At 67.7% G+C, this 21,442-nt stretch carries 20 protein-coding genes and 1 pseudogene; 7 read left to right on the top strand and 14 right to left on the bottom strand.

The window, feature by feature from the left end:
* Position 1: 1 nt before the first annotated feature.
* The 5 genes from mmsB to P7B02_RS10190 form a co-directional block, all read right to left on the bottom strand.
* Positions 2 to 904 (bottom strand): 3-hydroxyisobutyrate dehydrogenase, encoded by a 903-nt coding sequence (gene mmsB / locus P7B02_RS10210; RefSeq protein ID WP_347276646.1) that lies wholly within the window; start codon positions 902 to 904, stop codon positions 2 to 4.
* Between the two features lie 29 nt (positions 905 to 933).
* Positions 934 to 1,689 (bottom strand): class I SAM-dependent methyltransferase, encoded by a 756-nt coding sequence (locus tag P7B02_RS10205; protein ID WP_277786241.1) that lies wholly within the window; start codon positions 1,687 to 1,689, stop codon positions 934 to 936.
* A 20-nt stretch (positions 1,690 to 1,709) separates the two neighbouring features.
* Complete coding sequence (locus P7B02_RS10200) at positions 1,710 to 2,501, bottom strand: class I SAM-dependent methyltransferase (protein WP_277786240.1); 792 nt, start codon at positions 2,499 to 2,501, stop codon at positions 1,710 to 1,712.
* 64 nt (positions 2,502 to 2,565) lie between these two features.
* Positions 2,566 to 3,618 carry an enoyl-CoA hydratase/isomerase family protein gene (locus P7B02_RS10195; protein ID WP_277786239.1) on the bottom strand — a complete coding sequence of 351 codons (1,053 nt, stop codon included), beginning with the start codon at positions 3,616 to 3,618 and terminating at the stop codon, positions 2,566 to 2,568.
* A 124-nt stretch (positions 3,619 to 3,742) separates the two neighbouring features.
* Positions 3,743 to 4,882, bottom strand: a complete 1,140-nt coding sequence (locus P7B02_RS10190; RefSeq protein ID WP_277786238.1) for an isobutyryl-CoA dehydrogenase — start codon at positions 4,880 to 4,882, stop codon at positions 3,743 to 3,745.
* 119 nt (positions 4,883 to 5,001) lie between these two features.
* Here P7B02_RS10190 and P7B02_RS10185 point away from each other — a divergent pair, with 119 nt between their 5' ends.
* On the top strand, positions 5,002 to 5,493 hold the full coding sequence (locus P7B02_RS10185) for a hypothetical protein (RefSeq protein ID WP_277786237.1): 492 nt from the start codon (positions 5,002 to 5,004) through the stop codon (positions 5,491 to 5,493).
* 12 nt (positions 5,494 to 5,505) lie between these two features.
* On the opposite strand, the gene P7B02_RS10180 is transcribed toward P7B02_RS10185, so the two are convergent.
* The gene (locus tag P7B02_RS10180; RefSeq protein WP_277786236.1) at positions 5,506 to 6,780 is read right to left on the bottom strand and encodes an NAD(P)/FAD-dependent oxidoreductase; all 1,275 of its coding nucleotides are present in this window, start codon (positions 6,778 to 6,780) and stop codon (positions 5,506 to 5,508) included.
* Between the two features lie 124 nt (positions 6,781 to 6,904).
* Here P7B02_RS10180 and hemB point away from each other — a divergent pair, with 124 nt between their 5' ends.
* On the top strand, positions 6,905 to 7,909 hold the full coding sequence (gene hemB, locus P7B02_RS10175; protein WP_277786235.1) for a porphobilinogen synthase: 1,005 nt from the start codon (positions 6,905 to 6,907) through the stop codon (positions 7,907 to 7,909).
* A complete protein-coding gene (locus tag P7B02_RS10170) occupies positions 7,906 to 8,328 on the top strand; it encodes an NUDIX hydrolase (protein ID WP_277786234.1) in 423 nt (140 codons plus the stop codon). Before hemB ends, P7B02_RS10170 begins: the two co-directional genes overlap by 4 nt.
* Positions 8,329 to 8,413: 85 nt before the next feature.
* Here the strand turns inward: P7B02_RS10170 and P7B02_RS10165 are convergent, their stop codons facing one another.
* Both P7B02_RS10165 and P7B02_RS10160 read right to left on the bottom strand, forming a co-directional pair.
* Positions 8,414 to 9,493: an alpha/beta fold hydrolase gene (locus tag P7B02_RS10165; RefSeq protein ID WP_277786233.1), complete on the bottom strand. Its 1,080-nt coding sequence runs from the start codon at positions 9,491 to 9,493 to the stop codon at positions 8,414 to 8,416.
* Positions 9,494 to 9,503: 10 nt separating this feature from the next.
* Positions 9,504 to 10,364: an NAD(P)-dependent oxidoreductase gene (locus P7B02_RS10160; RefSeq protein WP_277786232.1), complete on the bottom strand. Its 861-nt coding sequence runs from the start codon at positions 10,362 to 10,364 to the stop codon at positions 9,504 to 9,506.
* A 117-nt stretch (positions 10,365 to 10,481) separates the two neighbouring features.
* Between P7B02_RS10160 and P7B02_RS10155 the strand changes: the two genes are divergently transcribed.
* The 3 genes and pseudogenes from P7B02_RS10155 to mhpT form a co-directional block, all read left to right on the top strand.
* On the top strand, positions 10,482 to 11,390 hold the full coding sequence (locus P7B02_RS10155) for a flagellar motor protein MotB (protein WP_277786231.1): 909 nt from the start codon (positions 10,482 to 10,484) through the stop codon (positions 11,388 to 11,390).
* A 97-nt stretch (positions 11,391 to 11,487) separates the two neighbouring features.
* Entirely contained in the window at positions 11,488 to 12,264 is a 777-nt protein-coding gene (locus P7B02_RS10150; protein WP_277786230.1) for an arginyltransferase, read from the top strand.
* Positions 12,265 to 12,317: 53 nt separating this feature from the next.
* Positions 12,318 to 13,502 (top strand): annotated as a pseudogene (gene mhpT, locus P7B02_RS10145) (3-(3-hydroxy-phenyl)propionate transporter MhpT); the annotation flags it as partial.
* 4 nt (positions 13,503 to 13,506) lie between these two features.
* On the opposite strand, the gene P7B02_RS10140 reads toward mhpT, so the two are convergent.
* Positions 13,507 to 14,535: an alpha/beta fold hydrolase gene (locus P7B02_RS10140; RefSeq protein ID WP_277786229.1), complete on the bottom strand. Its 1,029-nt coding sequence runs from the start codon at positions 14,533 to 14,535 to the stop codon at positions 13,507 to 13,509.
* A 219-nt stretch (positions 14,536 to 14,754) separates the two neighbouring features.
* On the opposite strand from P7B02_RS10140, the gene P7B02_RS10135 reads away from it, so the two are divergent.
* On the top strand, positions 14,755 to 15,144 hold the full coding sequence (locus P7B02_RS10135; protein ID WP_277786228.1) for a hypothetical protein: 390 nt from the start codon (positions 14,755 to 14,757) through the stop codon (positions 15,142 to 15,144).
* A gap of 3 nt (positions 15,145 to 15,147) precedes the next feature.
* On the opposite strand, the gene P7B02_RS10130 is transcribed toward P7B02_RS10135, so the two are convergent.
* The 5 genes from P7B02_RS10130 to P7B02_RS10110 form a co-directional block, all read right to left on the bottom strand.
* Entirely contained in the window at positions 15,148 to 15,660 is a 513-nt protein-coding gene (locus tag P7B02_RS10130; RefSeq protein ID WP_277786227.1) for a hypothetical protein, read from the bottom strand.
* A gap of 60 nt (positions 15,661 to 15,720) precedes the next feature.
* Positions 15,721 to 16,995 (bottom strand): serine hydrolase domain-containing protein, encoded by a 1,275-nt coding sequence (locus P7B02_RS10125; RefSeq protein WP_277786226.1) that lies wholly within the window; start codon positions 16,993 to 16,995, stop codon positions 15,721 to 15,723.
* 67 nt (positions 16,996 to 17,062) lie between these two features.
* Entirely contained in the window at positions 17,063 to 18,358 is a 1,296-nt protein-coding gene (locus P7B02_RS10120) for a serine hydrolase domain-containing protein (protein ID WP_277786225.1), read from the bottom strand.
* A 14-nt stretch (positions 18,359 to 18,372) separates the two neighbouring features.
* Complete coding sequence (gene parC, locus P7B02_RS10115) at positions 18,373 to 20,625, bottom strand: DNA topoisomerase IV subunit A (RefSeq protein ID WP_277786224.1); 2,253 nt, start codon at positions 20,623 to 20,625, stop codon at positions 18,373 to 18,375.
* A gap of 79 nt (positions 20,626 to 20,704) precedes the next feature.
* On the bottom strand, positions 20,705 to 21,313 hold the full coding sequence (locus P7B02_RS10110; protein ID WP_277786223.1) for a LysE family translocator: 609 nt from the start codon (positions 21,311 to 21,313) through the stop codon (positions 20,705 to 20,707).
* Positions 21,314 to 21,442: the final 129 nt, after the last annotated feature.

Here is a 21,442-nt window from a genome sequence, read left to right as displayed (position 1 = left end):
CTCAACTGAGCTCGCCAAGTCGTCCGCGCAGCATCTGCAACACGGCCGAGAAATCCTTCCTGGCGTAACCTTGCGCGTCGAACAGCGCATACAGGGCCTCAGCCTGCGCGCCCAGCGGCGTGACCCCGCCAGCCTTTGCCGCAGCGTCCTGCGCCAGCTTCAGGTCCTTCAGCATCATGGCCGTGGCGAACCCGCCCTCATAGCCGCGATCGGCGGGCGTCTGCGGCCCCACGCCAGGCACGGGGCAATAGGTGCTGACCGACCAGCAGTTCCCCGAGGACTGACTCGCCACCTCGAAGAACCGGTCCGCCGCCAGACCCAGCTTCTCCGCCAGGGCGAAGGCTTCGCAGGTCCCCAGCATGGAGATGCCCAGCAGCATGTTGTTGCAGATCTTGGCCGCCTGCCCCGCCCCGGCCGAGCCGGCGTGAATCACCACGCGGGCCATGGGCTTCAGCGCCGCCTCGACCTGCGGGAACGCCGCGTCCTCGCAGCCGACCATGAAGGCCAGGGTTCCGGCGTCCGCCGCCATGATGCCGCCGCTGACCGGGGCGTCGGCGGCGCGATAACCCGCCGCCCTCGCCTGTTCGGCCACGGCCCGCGCGCTCTCCACGTCGATGGTGGAGCAGTCGATCAGCAGGGCCGACTTCGGCGCCTTGCCGATGATCGCCTCGGCATAGACCGACCGCACGTGCGGCCCGGCCGGCAGCATGGTGATCACCACGTCCGCGTCCACCACCGCCTCCACCGCCGAACCGGCCGCCCTGCAGCCGGCCTGAACCGCCCGCGCCAGAGCCTCGGCGGACAGGTCGAACGCCGCCACCTCGTGACCGGCCTTGGCCTGATTGGCGGCCATGCCGCCACCCATGGCCCCCAGGCCGATGAACGCGATACGCATAAAACTCACTCCCTGCGATATTCTTGTTTTTCAGCCGCTTATTGCGGCTTTCTGAACTTCAGAACGAACTGGTCCGTCTTGCCTCGGATCGACGGGTCGAACACCGAGGCGGTCAGCGGATCGTTCGGATTGGTCAGCAGCTTGCTTTCGCCATCCAGCACGAAGCCGGCCAGCGAGACTTCCTCGATCACCGCCGCCTTGGCGATGCGGTGCTGCTCCGCCGCGCCCTTCAGGCCCGAGGACGGCAGCGCCGAATGGTCCACCACCACATAGGTCCCGCCGCTCTTCAGCGCCTTGAACACCGCCGTGTTGAAGGCGCTCGCCGTCCCCGCCGGCGCGAACTTGCCGTGCAGGTCGTGATAGTTCAGGAAGGTCCAGACAACATCCAGCGGCTCCGGCGCGCCGAAATTGGCGTTGGTGTCCGACGACACCACCACATTGCCGGCGATGGCCGGATCGGCCGCCATGGCCTTCGCGTCCGCCAGATACTTGGGCGCCACCTTCACGAACTCGGTCGGCACATAGGCGTAGACCTTCCCCGCAGGCCCCACCACCCGTGACAGGACCCGGGTGAAATAGCCGCCGCCCGGCATGTACTCGCCGACCTTGTCGCCCGCCTTCACGCCGGCCCAGGACAGCAGCGGCCCGGGCACGCGCTCGGCGTCGCGCGCCTTGTCTGCGGCCGGACGCCCCGGGTCGCCCAACGCCTTGGCGATCACCTCGGGCTGCGCGTATGCCACGCCGGAAAACAGCATCGCCGCCGCTGCGGCCACAAGGATCGAACGACGACGCATGCCAGTCTCCCTTTCGGGGGTTAGCGGGCCGCGGTGCGCGGCTTGCGGAACTTGTAGACGAACTGGTCGACCCGCCCGGCGTTCGGGGCCAGGGCGTTGGTCTGATAGCCATCCGCCGTGGTGCGCAGCACCGGGCTTTCGCCCTCGAACACGAAGCCGGCCTTGGTCACGTCGCTGCGGACCGTGGCCGGATCGATGCGGTTCAGGTTCTCCGCGCCCTGGGCCGCCGTGCCGGCCGGGGCCACGGCGTCGACCACCAGGAACACCCCGCCCGGCTTCAGGGAATCGAAGACCTTGCGGTTGATCGCCACCACGTTCGGCGAGCCCAGCAGGCGGGTGTAGTGGTAGTGATAGGTCCCCGCCGACAGCACCAGGTCCAGCTTCTCCGGCGCGCCGAAGTTCGGCAGGGTGTTCAGCACCATCTCCACATTGCCATAGGCCGGATCATCAGCGATCCCCGCCACGGCCGGCTTGCGGTTGGCCAGTTTGGTCAGCTCGTCCGGCACATAGGTGTAGACCTTCCCTGTCGGGCCCACGGCGCGCGACAGGATGCGGGTGTAATAGCCGTTTCCGGGGATCAGATCGGCGACCTTGGCGCCGGGACGCACGCCGCCGAAGGCCAGCACCTCGGCCGGATGGCGGGAATCATCGAGGCGGACATCGGCTTCGGGACGCTTCGGATCGTCCAGGGCGCGCACGAGCGGATCACCGCCGCCCATCGGCCGCCCGGCTCCGGGCGGCGGAGCCGCGGGAGCGGTGGCGCAGGCCGTCACCAGCAAAGCGGCGGCGAGGCTGAGCAGCGGTTTACGCATGAGCAAATTCCCTTTGGACGAACCGTTTTCTCTCGTTGCCGGCCAGACTACTCCAGCAGCACCGCTACGTCAGCGGCGTCCATGCCTCGTCGGCCGGCAGAGGGGCGAAGATCTCGTCCAGCATCGACTCTGTGACCGCATCAAGGCGATCAGGGTTCCATTTGGGCTGGTTGTCCTTGTCGACGATCACCGCCCTCACCCCCTCCAGGAAGTCGTGCTTGCGCACCACGCGGGCGCCGATGGCGTACTCCATGGCCATGTTGTCGGCGAAGGCGTCCATCCGGGCGCCCAGCTTCAACTGACGGAAGGCCACCTTCATGGTCTGGGGCGACTTGGTCTTCAGTGTCTCAAGCTGCGCCTTGGCCCAGTCGCCATCCTGCAGCTCCAGCGCCGAGACGATCCCCTCCACCGAGGTCATGGCGAAGGTGTCCGACAGGACGGCCAGATTGTCCGCCAGCGGCGCGTGGCCCGGATCGGCGTCGATCTGGGCCAGGACACCCTCGATATCCGCCGGATCAGCGATGATGGCGGCCTTCAGCGCCTCGACCTCCGTGCTCTGCACATAGTCGGTGGCGATGCCCAGGATCAGGCAGTCCGCCGCCTTGATCCGTGCGCCGGTCAGGGCCAGCCACAGCCCCGTCTTGCCCGGCAGGCGCGGCAGGAACCAGCCGCCGCCCACGTCGGGGAACAGGCCGATGCCCGTCTCCGGCATGGCGAAGGTCGTCCGCTCCGTGGCGATGCGATAAGCGCAGGGCATGGACAGGCCCACGCCGCCGCCCATGACGATCCCGTCCATCACCGCCACCACCGGCTTCTCATAGACGAACAGCAGGTGGTTCAGCCGATACTCGGTGTGGAAGAAGGCCATGGCCTCCTTGCCGTCCTTGGCGCCGCTCTCGGCCAACATGCGGATGTCGCCCCCGGCGCAGAAGCCGCGCTCACCGGCATGGTCGATCATCACCAGCGAAACCGCCGGATCCTTCCGCCAGGCCTGAAGGGCGGCGATCATCGCTTCGCACATGCCCAGGTTCAGCGCATGCAGCGCCTTGGGCCGGTTCAGGGTGATCCGCCCGACCTTGCCCTCGATCCGGGTGATGACTTCGGGTTCTTCAGACATGGGCGACCTCACTGGTCCTTCGACTCGCGCCTTCAGCGCGGCTCAGGATGACGAACTCCATAGCAACTGAATGCGTCGTCCTGAGCTGGCGCGCAGCGCCAGGTCGAAGGACGCACAGCGCTTCCTACTGCCGGAACATCTCGCGGCTGACGATCACGCGCATGATCTCGTTGGTGCCTTCCAGGATCTGGTGGACCCGCAGGTCGCGCACGATGCGCTCCAGCGGATAGTCCTGCAGATAGCCATAACCGCCATGCAATTGCAGGGCGTCGTTGGCGACCGAGAACCCCGCGTCGGTGGCGAAGCGCTTGGCCATGGCGCAGAGCTTGGTGGCCTGAGGGTCCTTCTTGTCCAGGGCGTCGGCGCCCCGGCGCACCATCAGGCGCGCGGCCTCCAGTTCGGTCGCCATGTCGGCGATCTTGAACTGCAGGGCCTGGAATTCCTTCAACGGCCGGCCGAACTGGTTGCGGGTCTCCATGTAGGCCTTGGCCGTATCCAGCGCGAAACCCGCCCCGCCCAGCGAGCACGACGCGATGTTCAGCCGCCCGCCGTCCAGGCCCATCATCGCGAAGCGGAAGCCGTCGCCCTCGGCCCCGATGCGGTTCTCCGCCGGCACGCGGACATTGTCGAAATTCACCTGGGCCGTCGGCTGAGCGTTCCAGCCCATCTTCTTCTCGTTGGCGCCGAAGGTCAGGCCTTCCCAGCCCTTCTCCACCACGAAGGCGGACACGCCCTTGGGGCCGTCGCCGCCGGTGCGGGCCATGACCACATAGACGTCCGACACCCCCGCCCCGCTGATGAAGGCCTTGGAGCCGTTCAGGACGTAGTGGTCGCCGTCCAGCTTGGCCGAGGTCCGCATGGACGCCGCGTCCGAACCGCTGCCCGGCTCGGTCAGGCAATAGCTGGCGATCAGCTCCATGGTCGTCAGGCGCGGCAGGTACTTCTGGCGCAGGTCCTCCGACCCGAACCGGTCGATCATCCACGACGCCATGTTGTGGATGGAGATGAACGCCGCCGTCGGCACGTCGCCATAGGACAGGGCTTCAAAGATCAGGCTGGCGTCCAGACGCCCCAGGGCCGAGCCGCCCACGTCCTCGCGCACATAGATGCCGGCGAAGCCGAGGGCCGCCGCCTGGCGGATTACGTCGACGGGGAAGTGCTTCTCCTCGTCCCAGCGAGCCGAGTGCGGGGCAAGCTCCTCCCGCGCGAAGGCGCTGGCGGCGTCCCAGATGGCCCGTTGATCGTCGTTCAGCGTGAAGTCCATGCGCGATTCCTCTTGTCGAAGGCATGAACCCGCCTTCGTTTTGTTGGGGTCAGGAGGTGACGCGGCGCGCGCGGCCTGTCAATCTCGCCCCGATTGAGACAACCGGAATCGACCAACCGATGACCGACCCCATCACCGCCTCGCCCGAACCCGCCGTCACGGCTCCCGCCTCGGACGTGGATCGGAACCTGGCCCTGGTCGTCTATGCCCTGCTGTTCTCGTCGATCTTCTTCGCCGGCATCCCGGCCCTGATCGCCGTGGTCATCGCCTACGCCCAGCGTGGTCACGCCGACCCGCAGGTCACGACCCATCACAACTTCCAGATCCGCATCTTCTGGATCGCCCTGGTTCTGTCGCTGATCGCGGCGGTGTGCGGCATGGGCGGGCTGGTGGCGGCCATCGGCGACATCTTCCAGTACGCCGTCCATGGCGACTGGAGCGCCTGGGACGTGGTGGAGCTGGAGTTCGAGGCGATCCGCTTCGATCCCGCCATGATCGTCCTGACCATCGCCGCCGGCGTCTTCACCCTGATCGCCACGCTCTGGCTGCTCTGCGCGCCCGCGTTTGGCTTCATCCGCCTGATCAACCAGCGCCCGATCGGCCAGCGATAGGCCCTCCTCGCCTCAATGCAGCTTGAGCCGCCCGGACACCCGACGGTGCAGCAGGCGTGACAAGGCCAGGATGACCGTGCGCCTGATCCCGATCACCGCCCTGTGGTGGGCGAGATGCAGCGAGATATAGGCCCACTTGGCCAGCAGCCCCTCGATCAGGAAATTCGGACCGCCCAGGCCGCCCATCAGCGAGCCTACGCCCCGACCCTCGCCCAGCGAGATCAGCGAGCCCCGATCGCGATAGATGAACGGCCCGACGTCCTTGCCGGGATTGGTCAGCGCCCGCGCCAGATAGGCGGCCTGCTGTGACGCCGCCTGGGCGCGCGCCGGCACGGGACGGTCGTTAGGGCCCGGCGCCTGGGCGCAGTCGCCCATTGCATAGACGCCGTCCACGGACGTCCGCAGATGATCGTCCACGACGAACTGGTTCAACTTGCCGGTCTCCAAGCCGAACGTCTTATGGAGGTCATCGGCCTTCACTCCTGCCGCCCAGACGATCAGGTCGGCGGCGACCTCACCCTTGCTGGTCACCACCTTGTCCGGGCGCACGGCCTCAACCTTGGCGTCGGTCAGCAGTTTGACGCCCTTGGCCGTCAACGCCCGCGCCGCCTTGTCCGAGACTCGCTTGGGCAGTCCGCCCAGGATGGCGGGCGCCGCCTCCACGATGGTGACCTGCAGCTTGAAGCGCTGGTCGTCGGATAGCCCAGCCGACAGTTCGTCATGGCCTTCGATCAGCTCTGTCGACAGCTCCACCCCGGTGGCGCCGGCTCCGACAATGGCGATGCGAAGCATTCGCTCGTCCGAATAGGCAGCCCCCAGGAAGGCCGAGGTCAGGCGGCTGTTGAACGCCTCGGCGTCCGCCACATCCTCCAGCCGATGGGCATGCTCCGCCGCGCCGGGCGTGCCGAACAGGTTTGCCCCGCTACCCATCGCCAGGACGAGCGTCTTGAAGGTCAAGGTCCGCTCGGCGACCAGCGTCTTGCCGTCGTCATCCTTTATCTTGGCCAGGGTGACGGTCCTGGCCTTCGGGTCCAGCTTGATCAGGTCGCCCAGGGTGAAGCTGAAATGATTGCGCCGCCCCAGCAGCGGGTACGACAACCCTTCTTGGTGGCTGTCGAGGGAGCCCGCGGCCACCTCGTGCAGGCTGGGTTTCCAGAGGTGGAAGATCGACCGGTCGATCAGCAGCACGCGGCGGCGGCCTTCCCGTGCGCCGAGACGACGCCCAAGCCGGGCGGCCAGCTCCAGGCCGCCGGCGCCGCCGCCGATGATGACAATGTCGTGGTTCATTGTCTCACAACTCGGGGCCGCCGCTGAAGTTCAGCCGCCCTGAAGACGCCGATATGGCGGGCGGCTGGGCAAGTGCGCGTCATGGGCCTTGCCACCGGCATGCGTGTCGGCGACTAAGACGGCCATGAGCCTTCCCCCACTCGCCGCCTATCCCGCCCTTCGTCTTCGCCGCCTGCGTCAGGCCGACTGGGTCCGCCGCCTGGTCCGTGAGACCGTCCTCACCCCCTCCGACCTGATCTGGTCCATGGTGGTGCATGAGGGCGAGGGCCGCGTTCCGGTGGCCTCCATGCCGGGAGTCGAGCGCCTGTCGGTGGCCGAGGCGGCCAAGGCGGCGGTCCAGGCCCGCGAACTGGGCATTCCCGCCATCGCCATCTTCCCGCACATCGACGGCGCCCGTAAGGACGCCAGCGGCTCCATCGCCGCCGATCCGGACGGCGTCATCCCCCGTGCGGTCAAGGCCATGAAGGACGCCGCGCCGGAAGTCGGCATCATGTGCGACGTGGCCCTGGACCCCTTCACCAACCACGGCCACGACGGCGTGGTCGAGAGCGGCAAGATCCTCAACGACCCCACCATCGAACGTCTCGTCGAACAGGGCCTGATGCAGGCCGAGGCCGGAGCCGACATCCTGGCCCCCTCCGACATGATGGACGGCCGCATCGGGGCCCTACGCGCGGCGCTGGAAAGTCATTCACATCAAGACGTTATGATCATGTCTTATGCGGCGAAGTACGCCTCGGCCTTCTACGGCCCGTACCGCGACGCCATCGGCTCGGCCAAGCTGTCGGCTGGCCAGGGTGACAAAAAGACCTATCAGATGGACCCGGCCAACACCGAGGAAGCCATCCGCGAGGTCGCACTCGACATCGCCGAGGGCGCCGACATGATCATGGTCAAGCCGGGCCTGCCCTATCTCGACATCGCCCGCCGCCTGGTCGAGACCTTCTCCATGCCGACCTTCGCCTTCCAGGTCAGCGGCGAGTACGCCCAGATCAAGGCCGCCGCCGCCAACGGCTGGATCGACGAGGAGCGCGCCATGCTGGAGACCCTGGGCGCCTTCAAGCGCGCCGGTTGCGCCGGGACGATCACCTACTTCGCCCCCACCGCCGCCCGCCTTCTGGGCGCGTGAGCAAGCTGATCGAGATCGTCACCGCCGTCGTCCGCGATGCGGACGGCCGGTGGCTGGTGGTCCGCAAGCGCGGCTCTTCGATCTTCATGAAACCGGGCGGCAAGCGCGAGCCCGGCGAGGACGACCTGACCGCCCTGGCCCGGGAGGTGCGCGAGGAGCTGGCCTGCGGGATCGTCGATCCCGTCCTGCTGGGCACCTTCGAGGCTCCGGCCGCCAATGAACCCGACACGACCGTGCGGGCCGTGGTCTATCTGGCCGCCGTCGACGGCGAACCTGTCGCCCAGGCCGAGATCGAGGAAGTTCTGTGGCTGAACGTCGAAGCATCGGGCGAACGGAAGCTGGCGCGGCTGCTGACGGAGCAGGTTCTGCCGGCGGTGAAGCACCATCCCCTCGCCCCCGCTCGCGGGGGAGAGGGTTAGGGTGAGGGGGCGCTGAGCTTCAACCAGCGAAGCGCCGAAGCCCCTCGCCCCACCCTCTCCCCACGCGTGGGGAGAGGAGAAAAGCCTACTTCTCCGTCCGCTGCAGCAGCGCCTTCATCTCGTCCTGCCAGAGCACGGCCCAGGTGTGGCTGCCGTGGCCCTTGGTGTTCTCGCTGGCCGGGATCAGGATGTACTTCGCCGTCGGCAGGCGCTTGGCCGCCTCCAGATCGATGCCCAGCTCCGGCGGGTTGATGAAGTCGTCCGCCGAGTTGATCCACGTCATCGGGACCTTCACGGCGTCCAGCTTGGGCCACGGGTTATAGTTCCGCGACGAGGCCACCTGGTACAGGAAGTCGTTGGCGTCGATGCTCGCCATGCGGCGCGCCACGTCAGCCTTCACGAACTTGTCGGTCGCCTCGCGGGTCGGCAGCGCCTTCTGCATGGGAATGGTCGACGAGCCCGCCAGGATCAGGAAGTTCGCGGCGATGCGCAGCCCTTGCTGCGGCTGGGTGGTGTAGTTCCCGCCGTTCCAGGCCGGGTCGCTGGTGATCCCGTCGATGGTCATCTTGCGCCACAGGCGGTTGCGGCCTGCGATCTCGGTCGGCAGGCAGGCCATGGGCATCATGGCCTGGGCGAAGGTCGGATAGGTCTCGGCCCAGACGAAGCCGTGCATGCAGCCCATGGACGTGCCGAACAGCAGGCGCAGGTGGTCCACGCCCAGGCCCTTGGTCAGCAGCAGGTGCTGGGCCGCGACCATGTCGTCATAGTCGTACTGCGGGAACTTGGCCTTCAGCCCGTCACTGGGCTTGGCGCTTTTCCCATGGCCGATGTTGTCCGGCATGATGATGTAATACTTGGCCGGATCGAGCACGCCGCCCGGCTTGAACAGCGCCTCCGCGAACTGCGGGCTCAGAAACTGCTTCCCGGTCCCGCCCGTGCCGTGCAGCACCATCACCGCGTTGGTGATCTTGCCCTTCGCATCGCGCTTCGGCTCGCCCAGCGTCGTGTAATGCAGGCGCAGCTCCGGCAGGGTCTCGCCCGTGCCGAACTTGAAGTCCTTGGCGACGTAATCGCCTTCCTTGATCGGCCAATTGGTCTGGGCGACAGCGCCCGTCACTAGGCTGAGAGCGGCGGCAGCCGCCAGGCACAAGGCTTTGAATTTCATCACTTCCCCCCTAGTTCTTCTTGTTCAGGCGCGCGACCAAGCTGGACGTGTCCCAGCGGCGGCCGCCCAGGCCCTGCACCTCGGCGTAGAATTGGTCGATCAGGGCCGTGCCCTCCAGCCGCGCGCCATTGGTCCGCGCCTCATCCAGGGCGATGCCCAGGTCCTTGCGCATCCAGTCCACGGCGAAGCCGAAGTCGAACTTGCCTTGGGCCATGGTCGGCCAGCGGTTCTCCATCTGCCAGCTCTGGGCCGCGCCCTTGGAGATGGCGGCCAGCACCAGCTCGGTGTCCAGCCCCGCCTGGGTGGCGAAGTGAACCGCCTCGGCCACACCCTGCACCACGCCGGCGATGGCGATCTGGTTGCACATCTTGGTCAACTGCCCGGCGCCAGTCTCGCCCATGTGGGTGATCGCCTTGGCGAAGGCGTCCATCACCGGCTGCGCACGGTCGAACGCGGCCTTGTCGGCCCCGACCATGATGGTCAGCTGACCGTTCTCGGCCCCCGCCTGCCCGCCCGACACCGGCGCGTCGGCAAAGCTGCGGCCGGCCTTGGCGCACAGCTCGTCCATCTCGCGGGCCAGCTTGGCGCTGGTGGTGGTGTGGTCCACGATGACACCGCCTTCCACCATGGTCGCCAGGGCCTGCGGGACCACGCCGCGCACGTCGTCGTCATTGCCGACGCACAGGAATACGATCTCAGCCCCGGCCGCCGCCTCGCCGATGGTCCCGCCCGCCCGGCCGCCATGGGTTTGCACCCAGCGCTTGGCCTTTTCAGGGCTGCGGTTGAAGACGGCGACCTCGTGCCCGGCCTTGGCCAGGTGCCCCGCCATGGGGAAACCCATGACCCCGAGACCGATGAACGCGACTTTCATGCACGAAACTCCCAACCACGGACGCTGCCTGCGGTTAGGCCCAGCCGGGCTTTCCAGCAACCCCATCTTAACGGGCGGCAGTCATGTTGAAGGCCTTATCAAGGTTAAGGACGCGCCATGGCGATCGGCAACGACGCTCCGATCATCATCAAGAAGGTCAAGAAAGGCGGCGGCCATGGTCACCATGGCGGCGCCTGGAAGGTGGCTTACGCCGACTTCGTGACCGCCATGATGGCGTTCTTCCTGCTCATGTGGCTGCTGTCCTCCACCACCGAGGAGCAGCGCCAGGGCATCGCCGACTATTTCGCCCCGGCCAGCGTCACCGACTCCACCAGCGGTTCGGGCGGCATCCTGGGCGGCACCGCCCTGGGTGAGGAAGGCGACCAGTCCCGCGGCTCGCAGGCCGTGGTCGAGGCCACCGCCCCCCAGGCTCCGCCGGACGCCATCGAACAAGGCCAGAGCGCCCGCACCGGGGCCGTCCTCGACAACGCCACCGAGGACGCCCTTCGTCAGGCCTTGATGAAGAAGGAGAACGACAGCTTCGCCTCCGCCGCCCAGTCCCTGCGCCAGGCGCTGCAGGAAATGCCGGAGCTGGCCGAACTGTCGAAGCAGATCTTCATCGACCAGACCCCGGAAGGCATGCGCATCCAGCTGGTCGACCAGGAAGGCCGCTCCATGTTCAAGGAGAACGCGGCCCAGCCCAACGAGCGCGCCCGCATCTTGCTTCGCGCCATCGCCAAGATCGTCAACGAGCTGCCGAACCGCCTGACCATCTCCGGCCACACGAGCGCCAACGCCAACGGCCGTCAGTCCGACGCCGACTGGCCCCTGTCGGCCAACCGCGCCAACGTCGCCCGCCAGATCCTGCAAGGCGCCGGCGTCAGCAGCGACCGCATCTACCAGGTGTCCGGCAAGGCCAATTCCGAGCCGCTCTACCCCGATGATCCGACCCTGGCGGGCAACCGCCGGATCTCCATCATCCTGCTGCGCGACAAGCCCGTGCTTCCAGCGGACAGCAGTTTCTAAACCCGGTTCACCTGCGACAATTCTCGCGTCTTGCGTGTCGTCCCGACTTGCCTCCTAATCCCCTTGAGGGGTGGTGCGTGAAGGGCGCCGACGGGCAGTGACGCAACATTTTCCGACGCGACAGCTTCGGTTCTTTCTGACGGCGCCGAACCCGTGCCCGTACCTGCCCGGCCGCCTTGAGCGCAAGGTGTTCGCGCACCTGCCGCTGACCGACGGCCCGACCGTCAACGACGGCCTCACCCAGGTCGGCTTCCGCCGTTCGCAGAACATCGCCTATCGCCCGGCCTGCGAATCCTGCCGCGCCTGCGTCTCGGCCCGAGCCTGCGCCCGCGAGTACGTCTTCTCCCGCTCCGAGCGGAAGGTCATCAACCGCAACGAGGACCTGGAACGCCATCTGGTCGAGGCCGAGGCGACCATGGAGCAGTTCGACCTGCTCCGCCGCTACCTGAACGCCCGTCACGCCGAGGGCGGCATGGCCGACATGACCTGGCCCGACTATGTCGCCATGGTCGAGGACACCGCCGTCCGCACCCACATGATCGAGTACCGGCGCAAGTCGGAGGACCGCGGCCCCGGCGACCTGATCGCCTGCGTGCTGGTGGACGTCCTCGCCGACGGCCTGTCGCTGGTCTACAGCTTCTACGAACCGGACATGCCCAAGCGCAGCCTGGGCTCCTTCGTGATCCTCGACCACATCGTCCAGGCCTGCCTGACCAACCTGCCCTACGTCTATCTGGGCTACTGGGTCCCGGGCAGCGACAAGATGGCCTACAAGGCCCGCTTCTCCCCGCTGGAGATCCTCAAGCCCGGCGGCTGGGCGCTGATGAGCGCCCGCGACCGCGCCGCCGGCGCGCCGGAGCCCGAGGGCGGCTGACCCTTCCCTAATCCCCCGCGACGGGACATCCTCGATCGCCGGCCGACCGAAGGCGACTCGTGACGATCTTCCTGTGCTTCCTGGCCGCCCTGCTTGAAGGCGCCGACATCGTCTCCATGGGGCTGGCCGCCCCGTCCGTGGCCAAGACCATGGGCTTCTCCCCCAGCCAGGTCTCCTACATCCTGACCGCCACCATCGTCGGCATGATGACCGGCGCCGCCGTGGGCGGGCGGCTGGGCGACCGCTTCGGCCGCAAGCGCATCCTTCTCGTGGCCTTCGCGGCCCTTGGCGTCTCCTCGCTGGCCACCGCCCATGCCGCGGACCTTGAGCAGTTCATCCTCGTGAGGCTGCTCTGCGGCCTGGGTCTCGGCGCGGCGTTCCCCAACCTGATCTCCCTGGCGGCGGAGGCGTCGGCGCCCGGGCGGCGCGCCACCGGGGTCGGCCTGATGTTCTGCGGCCAGCCCATCGGCGGCACGCTGCTGGCCCTCTTCGTGGCCAGCCAGGGCGCCGGGCTCGACTGGCGGATGATCTTCTATCTCGGCGGCATCCTGCCGCTGATGCTTCTGCCCGTCCTGATCCTCGCCCTGCCGGAGTCCGCCGCCTTCCGCGAGGCGAAGGCGGACCAGGAAGCCGCGCCCCGTTCGCCCGTCGCGACCGCCCTCTTCGGACAGGGCCGCGCCCTCGTCACGCTTCTGCTCTGGGCCAGCTACGGCTTCACCCAGGTGATCGTCTATCTGATCAACAACTGGCTCCCGACCCTGATGGTCGCCAAGGGTTTCACGGTCCAGCAGGCGGGCCTGATCTCGGCCTTCGAGAACATGGGCGCCGCCGCCGGTTGCGTGGCGCTCGCGGTGCTGGCCGATCGAGGCGGCCGCGGACGCGTGCTCGCCGTCGCCTACTTGGCGATCGCCGTGGGCCTCGCAGGCCTCGGGGCGGCCCAGGGCTTCTGGCCGGTTGTCGGCGCCGGGATCATCGTCGGCTTCTTCGCCATCGGCGGCCAACTGATTCTCTACACCCTCGCCCCGGCCTACTACCCCACCCTGCTGCGCTCGACAGGCGTCGGGGCGGCGGTCTCGGTGGGCCGCCTCGGCGGCATCGCCGGTCCCCTGGCGGCCGGCAAGCTGCTGGCCCTGGGAACGGCCCCGGCCGGCGTCCTGATCGCCGCCGTCCCCTGCGCCCTCATCGCCGGAGCCGCCGCCCTCGGCGTGGTGAAACGCGGCGAGGTGGTGGAGCCTTAGGGCCTCAACAGGGCTCCTGCCTCGGCGCGCGGACGCTATCGACGACGCAGCTGACCGCGTCGATCACCGCCTGCGGATTGTCCAGCTGGATGAAATGCCGTGCATCGGCGACGACACGGTGCGAGCCGATGGTCGAGCGCTTGGCCAAGTCCACGTGCCCCTGAGTCCAAAGCCTGTTCTCGCGTTCGAGCGAGGCTTCGGTGCGATCCGGCCACTTGGTCGGGTGACCGGCGGTGAGGACCACCAGCGGCATGTCGCCGAAATTCCGGCGCACCTTCTCCTCCTGGATTGAGCTCAGGCTGCGCCCCTTGCTGCGCGGCAGGAAGGTGCGGGACTGCTCAGCCTCGGCCTCATACCAATGCGGCTTCAGCAGCGGGTTGAGGACATAGGCCCGCTCCACCGGCGTCAGGTCCTTAGGGACCCGAAAGCAGCCCTTGAGATCATCGGCGCTCAACTCGCCGGCCCGCGCCTTGGCCGCGCAGTCGAGCAGCTGCTGTTCGCCCTTGGCGTTGACGGCGAGCCAAGCCGTCCATTCGGCGTCATCGGCGAAATCGACCTGATCGGCGAAACCCGCGTCGACCAGCACCATGCCCGCGACCCGACGGGGGAACCGGTCAGCATAGACGGTGGCGTAGAACCCGCCGATGGAATGCCCGACAAGCACCAGCGGCCCCTTGGTCCGGGTTTTGGCGAGTAAGGCGTGCAGTTCGTCCGTGACGCTAAGAGCGTCGATCGCGCCCTTGGGCGGATCGCTCCAACCAAAGCCTGAGCGGTCATAGAAGCAGGTTCTGGTCTTGGCTGAGATCGCCGATTGCACGCGCCGCCAGTTGGCGATCGATCCCTCCCCGCCCTGATTGAAGACCACCGTGGGCGAGCCTGAGCCAACGCAGCGCCAGTGCAGCCGATGCCCGCCGCCGATATCGACGAGGTTCGGCTCAACGAGCGTCTGATCGAGACTGTTGGTCTGAGCCGTCGATGAGGTGGCGAGGAGCGTGAAGGCAGCCGCGACGGCGGACCAGAAGAGTGCGCGCATCAACAGAGACTCCGATGGACAAGCCAGCAATCATGAATTGCTCAAAGCCGACCACGCAACCAAGATGGATCAAACACCTGCCGTCGGTTCGTCACCATGCTTACGCCAATCATCGCTGCCGCCGCCGCGCTTCTTGCCCCGGGAGCCCCCTCAGCCACGCCGCTTGAGGCGCGACGTCAAGCCGAAGCCTGCGCCGAGTCTGCCCTAATCGTGGAGCACATGTCCGCAGACACATTGGTCGATCTCGCCCCCATCGAGCCGCCGCCAGAGGGCCGAGTCCCCAAAGGCGCCGAACAGGCGATAGCCGAATGGAGGCGCAAGGGTCCGACCAATCTCTTCACCGCTTGCCCTGAATTGAAGCCGAGCCTTCCAAAGACGGTTCGGGCGGCGACCGCTGAAGACTTCGCCGCCGTCAGAAAGGGCCGGCCCGCTTCTTCACTCTTCATCACGGGAATTATGGCCCCGTTTATCAGTCGCGACGGGCGCTACATCATCAATTCGCAGCGCTATCACTGCTCCGGGCTTTGCGGAGGGGTCACGGCTACGATCCGCACCCGCCAAGCCGGAGGTTGGTCGAAGCGGACGATCATTTTCGACGTCATGTCATAACGCCTAAGGCCCGCAGGTCCAGCTTCCCACCCAGGTTCGGCTGGCGCCGTCGGCGCGGTCGTAGGTCAGGGTGGCGGGACTTGGCGGCGACTCGCCTCCGCCGCTGGCGGGACCGGTCAGGGTGACGCGGATGGTCTTGCCCGCGCCGCTGAACACAGCGCCCTTCAGCATGCCGTCGAAACCGCCGGGCACGGCGACGCGCTCCACATAGTCGCCGACCTTCACCAGGCCCTGGGCCGCCTCCTTCGACGCCACGTCGCCCATGGCCAGCAGCAGCGGCTGCGACGCCCCCGTGGCGGCGAAGCTGCAGCCCAGCTCGCCGGACAGCCGGTTCGCCTCCACATCGGCGGACGACAGCCCATTGAGCTGGATCGCCGATCCATCCCCGCCGACGGTCGCTTCCTGGGCGACAGGCGCGGGCGGCGGGACGGCGGGCCTCTCCTCAGGCGCGGAGCAGGCGAAGAGGAACAGCGTCGCCGCGGCAGGCGCGCCAGGCGACAAGGTGCGACAGTTCATGGCGGACGTCCTTCAAATGGCCGGAAGGACTACGTGGCCGAACCCCGCTGGTTCCCGCCTCTAGTGAGCGTGGATCGCCCGATAGACGCTGGGCGCCGAAAGCGCGTCCATCCTGGGGTCGCTGTCCGGACGCCCCAGCACCTGGATCATGCCCAGAACGAACAGGTCGTTGGTCGGGTCGATCCAGAACCAGGTGCCGGCCGCGCCGCCCCAGCTATAGGTGTCCTTGCCCATGGGCGTGCCGGCCTTGGCCGGGTCCATGACCGTGGCGAAGTCGAGACCGAAGCCGACGCCGGGGCCAAGCGGCAGCTTGGCCAGCGACGCCTCGGTCAGGTGGTTGGTCCGCATCAGCTTCACCGTCTCGGGCTTCAGCAGGCGCTTGCCGCCCAGCTCGCCGCCGTTCAGCAGCATCTGGGAGAATTTGGCGTAGTCGGCGGTGGTCGAGACCAGACCGCCGCCGCCGGATTCAACGGCCGGCTGTTTGGTCACGTCCAGCACCATGAAGCCCTGGGCCGGGACCACTTTCTTGTCGGCGGGATTGACTAGATAGAGCGAGGCCAGGCGGCCCTGCTTCTCGGCCGGCAGCCAGAACCCGGTGTCGACCATGCCAAGGGGCGCGAAGATGCGCTCCTGCATGAAGGCGCCGAGCTTCTTGCCCGACAGGCGCTCGACGATCAGCCCCTGCAGGTCCACCGCGACGCTGTATTTCCACTGCTCGCCCGGCTGGCCCATCAGCGGCAGCGCCGCCAGGGTTTTCAGGAAGGCCTCGGGGGTCGGCGAGCCCAGCAGGCCGCTGTCGCGGTAGGCCTTGTCCACCGGGTTGTCGACCTGCAGGCCATAGGCGAATCCGGCCTGGTGGCTCATCAGCTCGCGCATGGTGGCCGGGCGCTTGGCCGGCTCGGTGATGGTCTTGCCATCCGCGCCGACGCCCTTGAACACCTTCAGGTTCGCCAGCTCCGGCAGGAACTTGGTGATCGGATCGTCCAGCGACCACTTGCCCTCTTCGTACAGCATCATCATCGCCACGCCGGTCACCGGCTTGGTCTGGGAATAGATGCGGTAGATCGTGTCGGCCTTCAGCGGCGCGCCGGTGGTCAGGTCCGCCTTGCCATAGATGTCCTGGTGGATGACCTTGCCGCCCTTGACCACATAGGTCGCGACGCCCGGCAGCCGCCCCTGGTCCACCAGGGCGTGCATGGAGGCGTCCAGCGACTGGAAAGCGGCGTCCTTCGACGCGGCCGACGCCGGCGCGGAGGTCGTCTGGGCCTGGCAGGCCGGCGCGGAGGCGAGGATGGCGGCGACGGCCGCGGCCGCCCAGTTGAAACGTCGCGTCATGGCTGTCCCTTGATCGGTCGCACAAGCTTTAGCGGCGCAGCTTAACGACGGTAAGACAACCCGCCAGCTATTTCGAGCGGTCCACCAGGGCCTGATAGACAAGGCTGCGGGTCTCGGCATCGAGGCCCGATCCGACCCCGCCCAGACGCTGGATCATGCCCACGAACAACAGATCGTTGGTGGGGTCCGCCCAAAACCAGGTGCCGGCCGAACCGCCCCAACTGACCGTCCCCTTGCCCACCGGCGCGTTGCCCAGGGCCGGGTCCACCGACACCGCCATGTTCAGCCCGAAGCCCAGGCCCGGGCCGAACGGGAACGGCCGGATGCCGTCGGAGGTGACGGAGAAGCTCGGCGGCAAGTGGTTGCTGCCCATGATGGCGATGCTGGTGGGCCGCACCAGTTGGACCCCGTCCAGCTCGCCGCCATTCAGGATCATCTGGCAGAACCGCGCATAGTCCCGCGCGGTGGAGACCAGCCCCCCACCGGCGGACGGCGCCGCGGGCGGCTGCAGCACGTCGCGCCAGCGCGGCATGACCGGCTCGGCCAGGCGATTGGTGGCGTAGTCGATATCGTACAGCGTCGCCAGGCGGCGGCGCTTCTCCGGCGGGACGTAGAAGCCGGTGTCGCTCATGCCCAGCGGCTCGAAGATCTTCGTCCGGAAGAAGTCCGGCAGGCTCATCCCCGACAGGCGTTCGATGATGTGGCCCTGGATGTCGGTGGCGATGCTGTAGCGCCACATCACTCCCGGCTGGCAGAACATCGGCTGTTCGGAGATGCGCCGGATCATGTCCGACAGGTTGTCGGAGGTCAGCACCCCCGCCTCCAGATAGGCGCGGTCCGGTGGGCTGTCGCCGGCCAGGCCATAGGCGAAGCCGGCGGTGTGGGTCAGAAGCTCCCGCATGGTCGGCGGGCGGGTCAGCGGCTCGACCTCGGTGATGGCGCCGTTGGCGTCCGCCGCCTTGAACACCTTCAGGTCGTTGAACTCGGGGATGAAATAGGTGACCGGATCATCCAGCCCCCACAGCCCCTGCTCGTACAGGACCATCATGGCCAGGGCCGTGATGGGCTTGGTCTCCGACCGGATGCGGAAGATCGCATCCGTGGTCATCGGGTCGCCGAGATTGATGTCCCGCTGCCCATAGGCGCGCAGCTGGACGATCTTCCCCCGACGCGCCAGCAGGGTCACCCCGCCGGCGATCTGGCGGTTAGTGACTGTGCGCCGCATGGCGTCGTCCAGCCGTCCCAGACGCAGGCTGTCGAACCCCACGTCCTCGGGCCGGCCATAGCTCAGCCCCGCAGGCTGGCGGGCGGCCAAGGCTCTGCCGCCGCCCAGGCCGAGCATCCCGGCCAGGGCGCGGAGCATGACCGCCCGACGGTTCATTTTGGCCGGAACCGCTTGCTGGTCGGGAAGCCCTTGGGCGCCAGCTTGCCGGCCCCCGCGCGCTTGCCGATCCATTCGCGCCATTCCGCCCACTCCCGACGGCGGCCGGCGGTGTCGATCCAGGCCGGGCCGGTCTCCTGGTTGAAGACCAGCGTGTCGCGCAGACCGCCCTCGCGGTAGCTCTGCAGCTTCACGCCCTTGCCGCGCGGCATTTCCGGCAGCTCTTCCAGCGGGAAGATCAGGATCTTGGCGTTGTCGCCGATCACCGCCACCTGGTCGCCCACGACCTCGGCGCAGCTCAGGGCGCCCTTGTCGTCGACGGTCATGACCTGCTTGCCGGCGCGGCGGTTGGCCAGGGCCTCCTCCTCCGGCATCAGGAATCCATAGCCGGCCTTCGACGCCATGAAGCGCTTGCGGCCCGGCTTGTGCGGGAAGACGTCGATGATCTTCACCTTGTCGTCCAGGTCGATCATCAGGCGCAGCGGCTCGCCATGGCCCCGCGCGCTCGGCAGCTTGTCGCACCCGATAGTGAAGAACCGCCCGTCGGACGCGAAGATCAGCAGCTTGTCCGTGGTCTCCGCCGGCACGACGAAGCCCAGCTTGTCGCCTTCCTTGAACTTCAGCTCCGACGGATCGTCCACCTTGCCCTTGGCGGCCCGAATCCAGCCCTTTTCGGACAGGATGACCGTGATCGGCTCGCGCGGGATCATGGCCTCGATGGCGGCGTCGGCGTCCACCTGCGGGGCTTCGCCGAAGTTCGTGCGGCGCTTGCCGAGAGCGGTGCCCGGGCCAAGCTTCTCGCGAACGTCGCGCAGGCCCACGCCCACCAGCTTCCACTGCGCCTCGTCCGAACCCAGCATGGCCAGGATGCCGTCGCGCTCTTCCGTCAGCTCGGCGTGTTCGCGGCGGATCTCCATCTCCTCCAGCTTGGCCAGTTGGCGCAGGCGGGTGTTGAGGATGGCGTCGGCCTGGATGTCGGTCAGGTCGAAGGACGCGATCAGCTTCTGCTTCGGCTCGTCCTCGTAACGGACGATGCGGATCACCTCGTCGAGGTTCAGATACGCGATCAGCAGGCCGGCCAGGATGTGCAGGCGGGCCTCGATCTTGTCGAGGCGGAAGCGCGCCCGGCGGACCAGCACCTGGCGGCGGTGATCCAGGAACGCCTTCAGCGCCGGCTTCAGGCCCATGACGCCCGGGGTGCCCCGCGCGTCCAGAACGTTCATGTTGACCGGGAAGCGCTGCTCCAGGGCGGAAAGCTTGAACAGGCTCTCCATCAGCACTTCGGGCTCGACGTTGCGGTTCTTGGGCTCGAGGACCAGACGCACGTCCTCGGCGCTCTCGTCGCGCACGTCGCCCAGCAGGGCAGCCTTCTTGCTGTCGATCAGGTCGGCGAGCTGCTCGACCAGATCGGACTTCTTCACCTGATACGGGATCTCGGTGACGACGATCTGGTACGTGCCCCGACCGGTCTCCTCTTTCTCCCACTTGGCGCGGACGCGAATGCCGCCGCGGCCGGTCTCGTAGGTCTCCAGCAGGCTCGACTTCGGCTCGACGATGACGCCGCCGGTCGGGAAGTCCGGACCCAGCACGCGCTCCATCAGGTCCGCGGTGGTGGCGTCCGGCCGCTGCAGCAGCACCAGGCAGGCGTCGATCAGCTCGGCCGCGTTGTGCGGCGGGATCGAGGTGGCCATGCCGACCGCGATGCCCGACGAGCCGTTGGCCAGCAGGTTCGGGAAGCCCGCCGGAAGAACCGTCGGCTCCTCGTCCTGGCCGTCATAGGTGGGACGGAAATCGACTGCGTTCTCGTTGATGCCGTCGAGCAGAAGCATCGAGGCTTCCGTCATCCGGCATTCGGTGTAGCGCATGGCCGCGGCGTTATCGCCGTCGATATTGCCGAAGTTGCCCTGCCCCTCGACCAGCGGAATCCGCTGGGCGAACTCCTGGGCCAGACGCACCAGGGCGTCATAGATCGACTGGTCGCCGTGCGGGTGGAAGTTACCCATCACCTCGCCGACCACCTTGGCGCACTTGCGCGCGGCGGCCTCGGGGTTCAGGCGCATGTTGTGCATGGCGTAGAGCACGCGCCGGTGGACGGGCTTCAACCCGTCACGCACGTCCGGCAAGGCCCGCGAACTGATGGTCGACAGGGCGTAGGCGAGATAGCGCTTGGACAGCGCTTCGCTTAGCGGCTCTTCGATGATGCGGTCGTCGCCGCCGTCACCGCCAGGGGGGAGGAAAGGCTTGTTCATTTCGAATCGTGGTCCGTACGAACCCCCTATTTAATCGGGCCGGACCACCTTGTCCCCCAATGACGGCGGCCACGGGGCGTCAAATCGCCCTCCGCAGCTCCAGACCGCCGCAAAGCACCAGCACGGCGCCGGAAATCCGGTCGATCCAGCGGCGCGCGGTCTCGCCGATGGCGTGGCGGAACACCGAAACGCCCCCGACGATCACGCACCACCACAGCATAGAGCCGGCCAGAACCCCCAGGGTCGTCATCGCCGCCGCCGAGGGGCTGAAGCCGCCCCTGGGCGCCAGGGCCGCGAAGATGGCCGCGAACATGATGATGGTCGGCGGGTTCGTCAGGGTCAGCAGCAGGGCCGAACCCAACGCCTTGGGCCAGGCGGCGTGCAGCCCGGGCGCGGCCGCATCGTCGGTCTTGCGCCAGAAGGACTTCAGGCCCAGCCAGATCAGGAACAGCCCGGCCGCCAGGTGCAGCGGCCTCTCGTACTCCAGCATGAAAGCCGAGATCCCGGCGAAGCCCAGGGCCGCCACCGCCGCATAGACCCCGTCGCCCAGGGCGATCCCCGCCCCGGTGGCCAGGCCCGGCCGCCAGCCGTCGGTCAGGGTGCGCCTCATGCAGAGCAGGCTCATCGGCCCCACGGGCGCGGCCACGGCCAGGCCGATCCCCATGGCCTTCAGGAACAGAAGCGACATCGATTTTCAATCCTTTGCGTAAAAAGCGAAAAGCCCCGCGACGGGGTCGCGGGGCTTTCGGGTTTTCGTGGAGTTTCGGAGCTCGCGGCCTCTAGCGGCCGTCCCGCCTCCTGCTTCGCCCACGCCCAA

Source organism: Caulobacter segnis, from assembly GCF_029543125.1.
GTDB lineage: Bacteria > Pseudomonadota > Alphaproteobacteria > Caulobacterales > Caulobacteraceae > Caulobacter > Caulobacter segnis_D.
The sequence above is the reverse complement of the archived record's forward strand: the minus strand, read 5'-3'. Positions and strand labels throughout refer to the sequence as shown.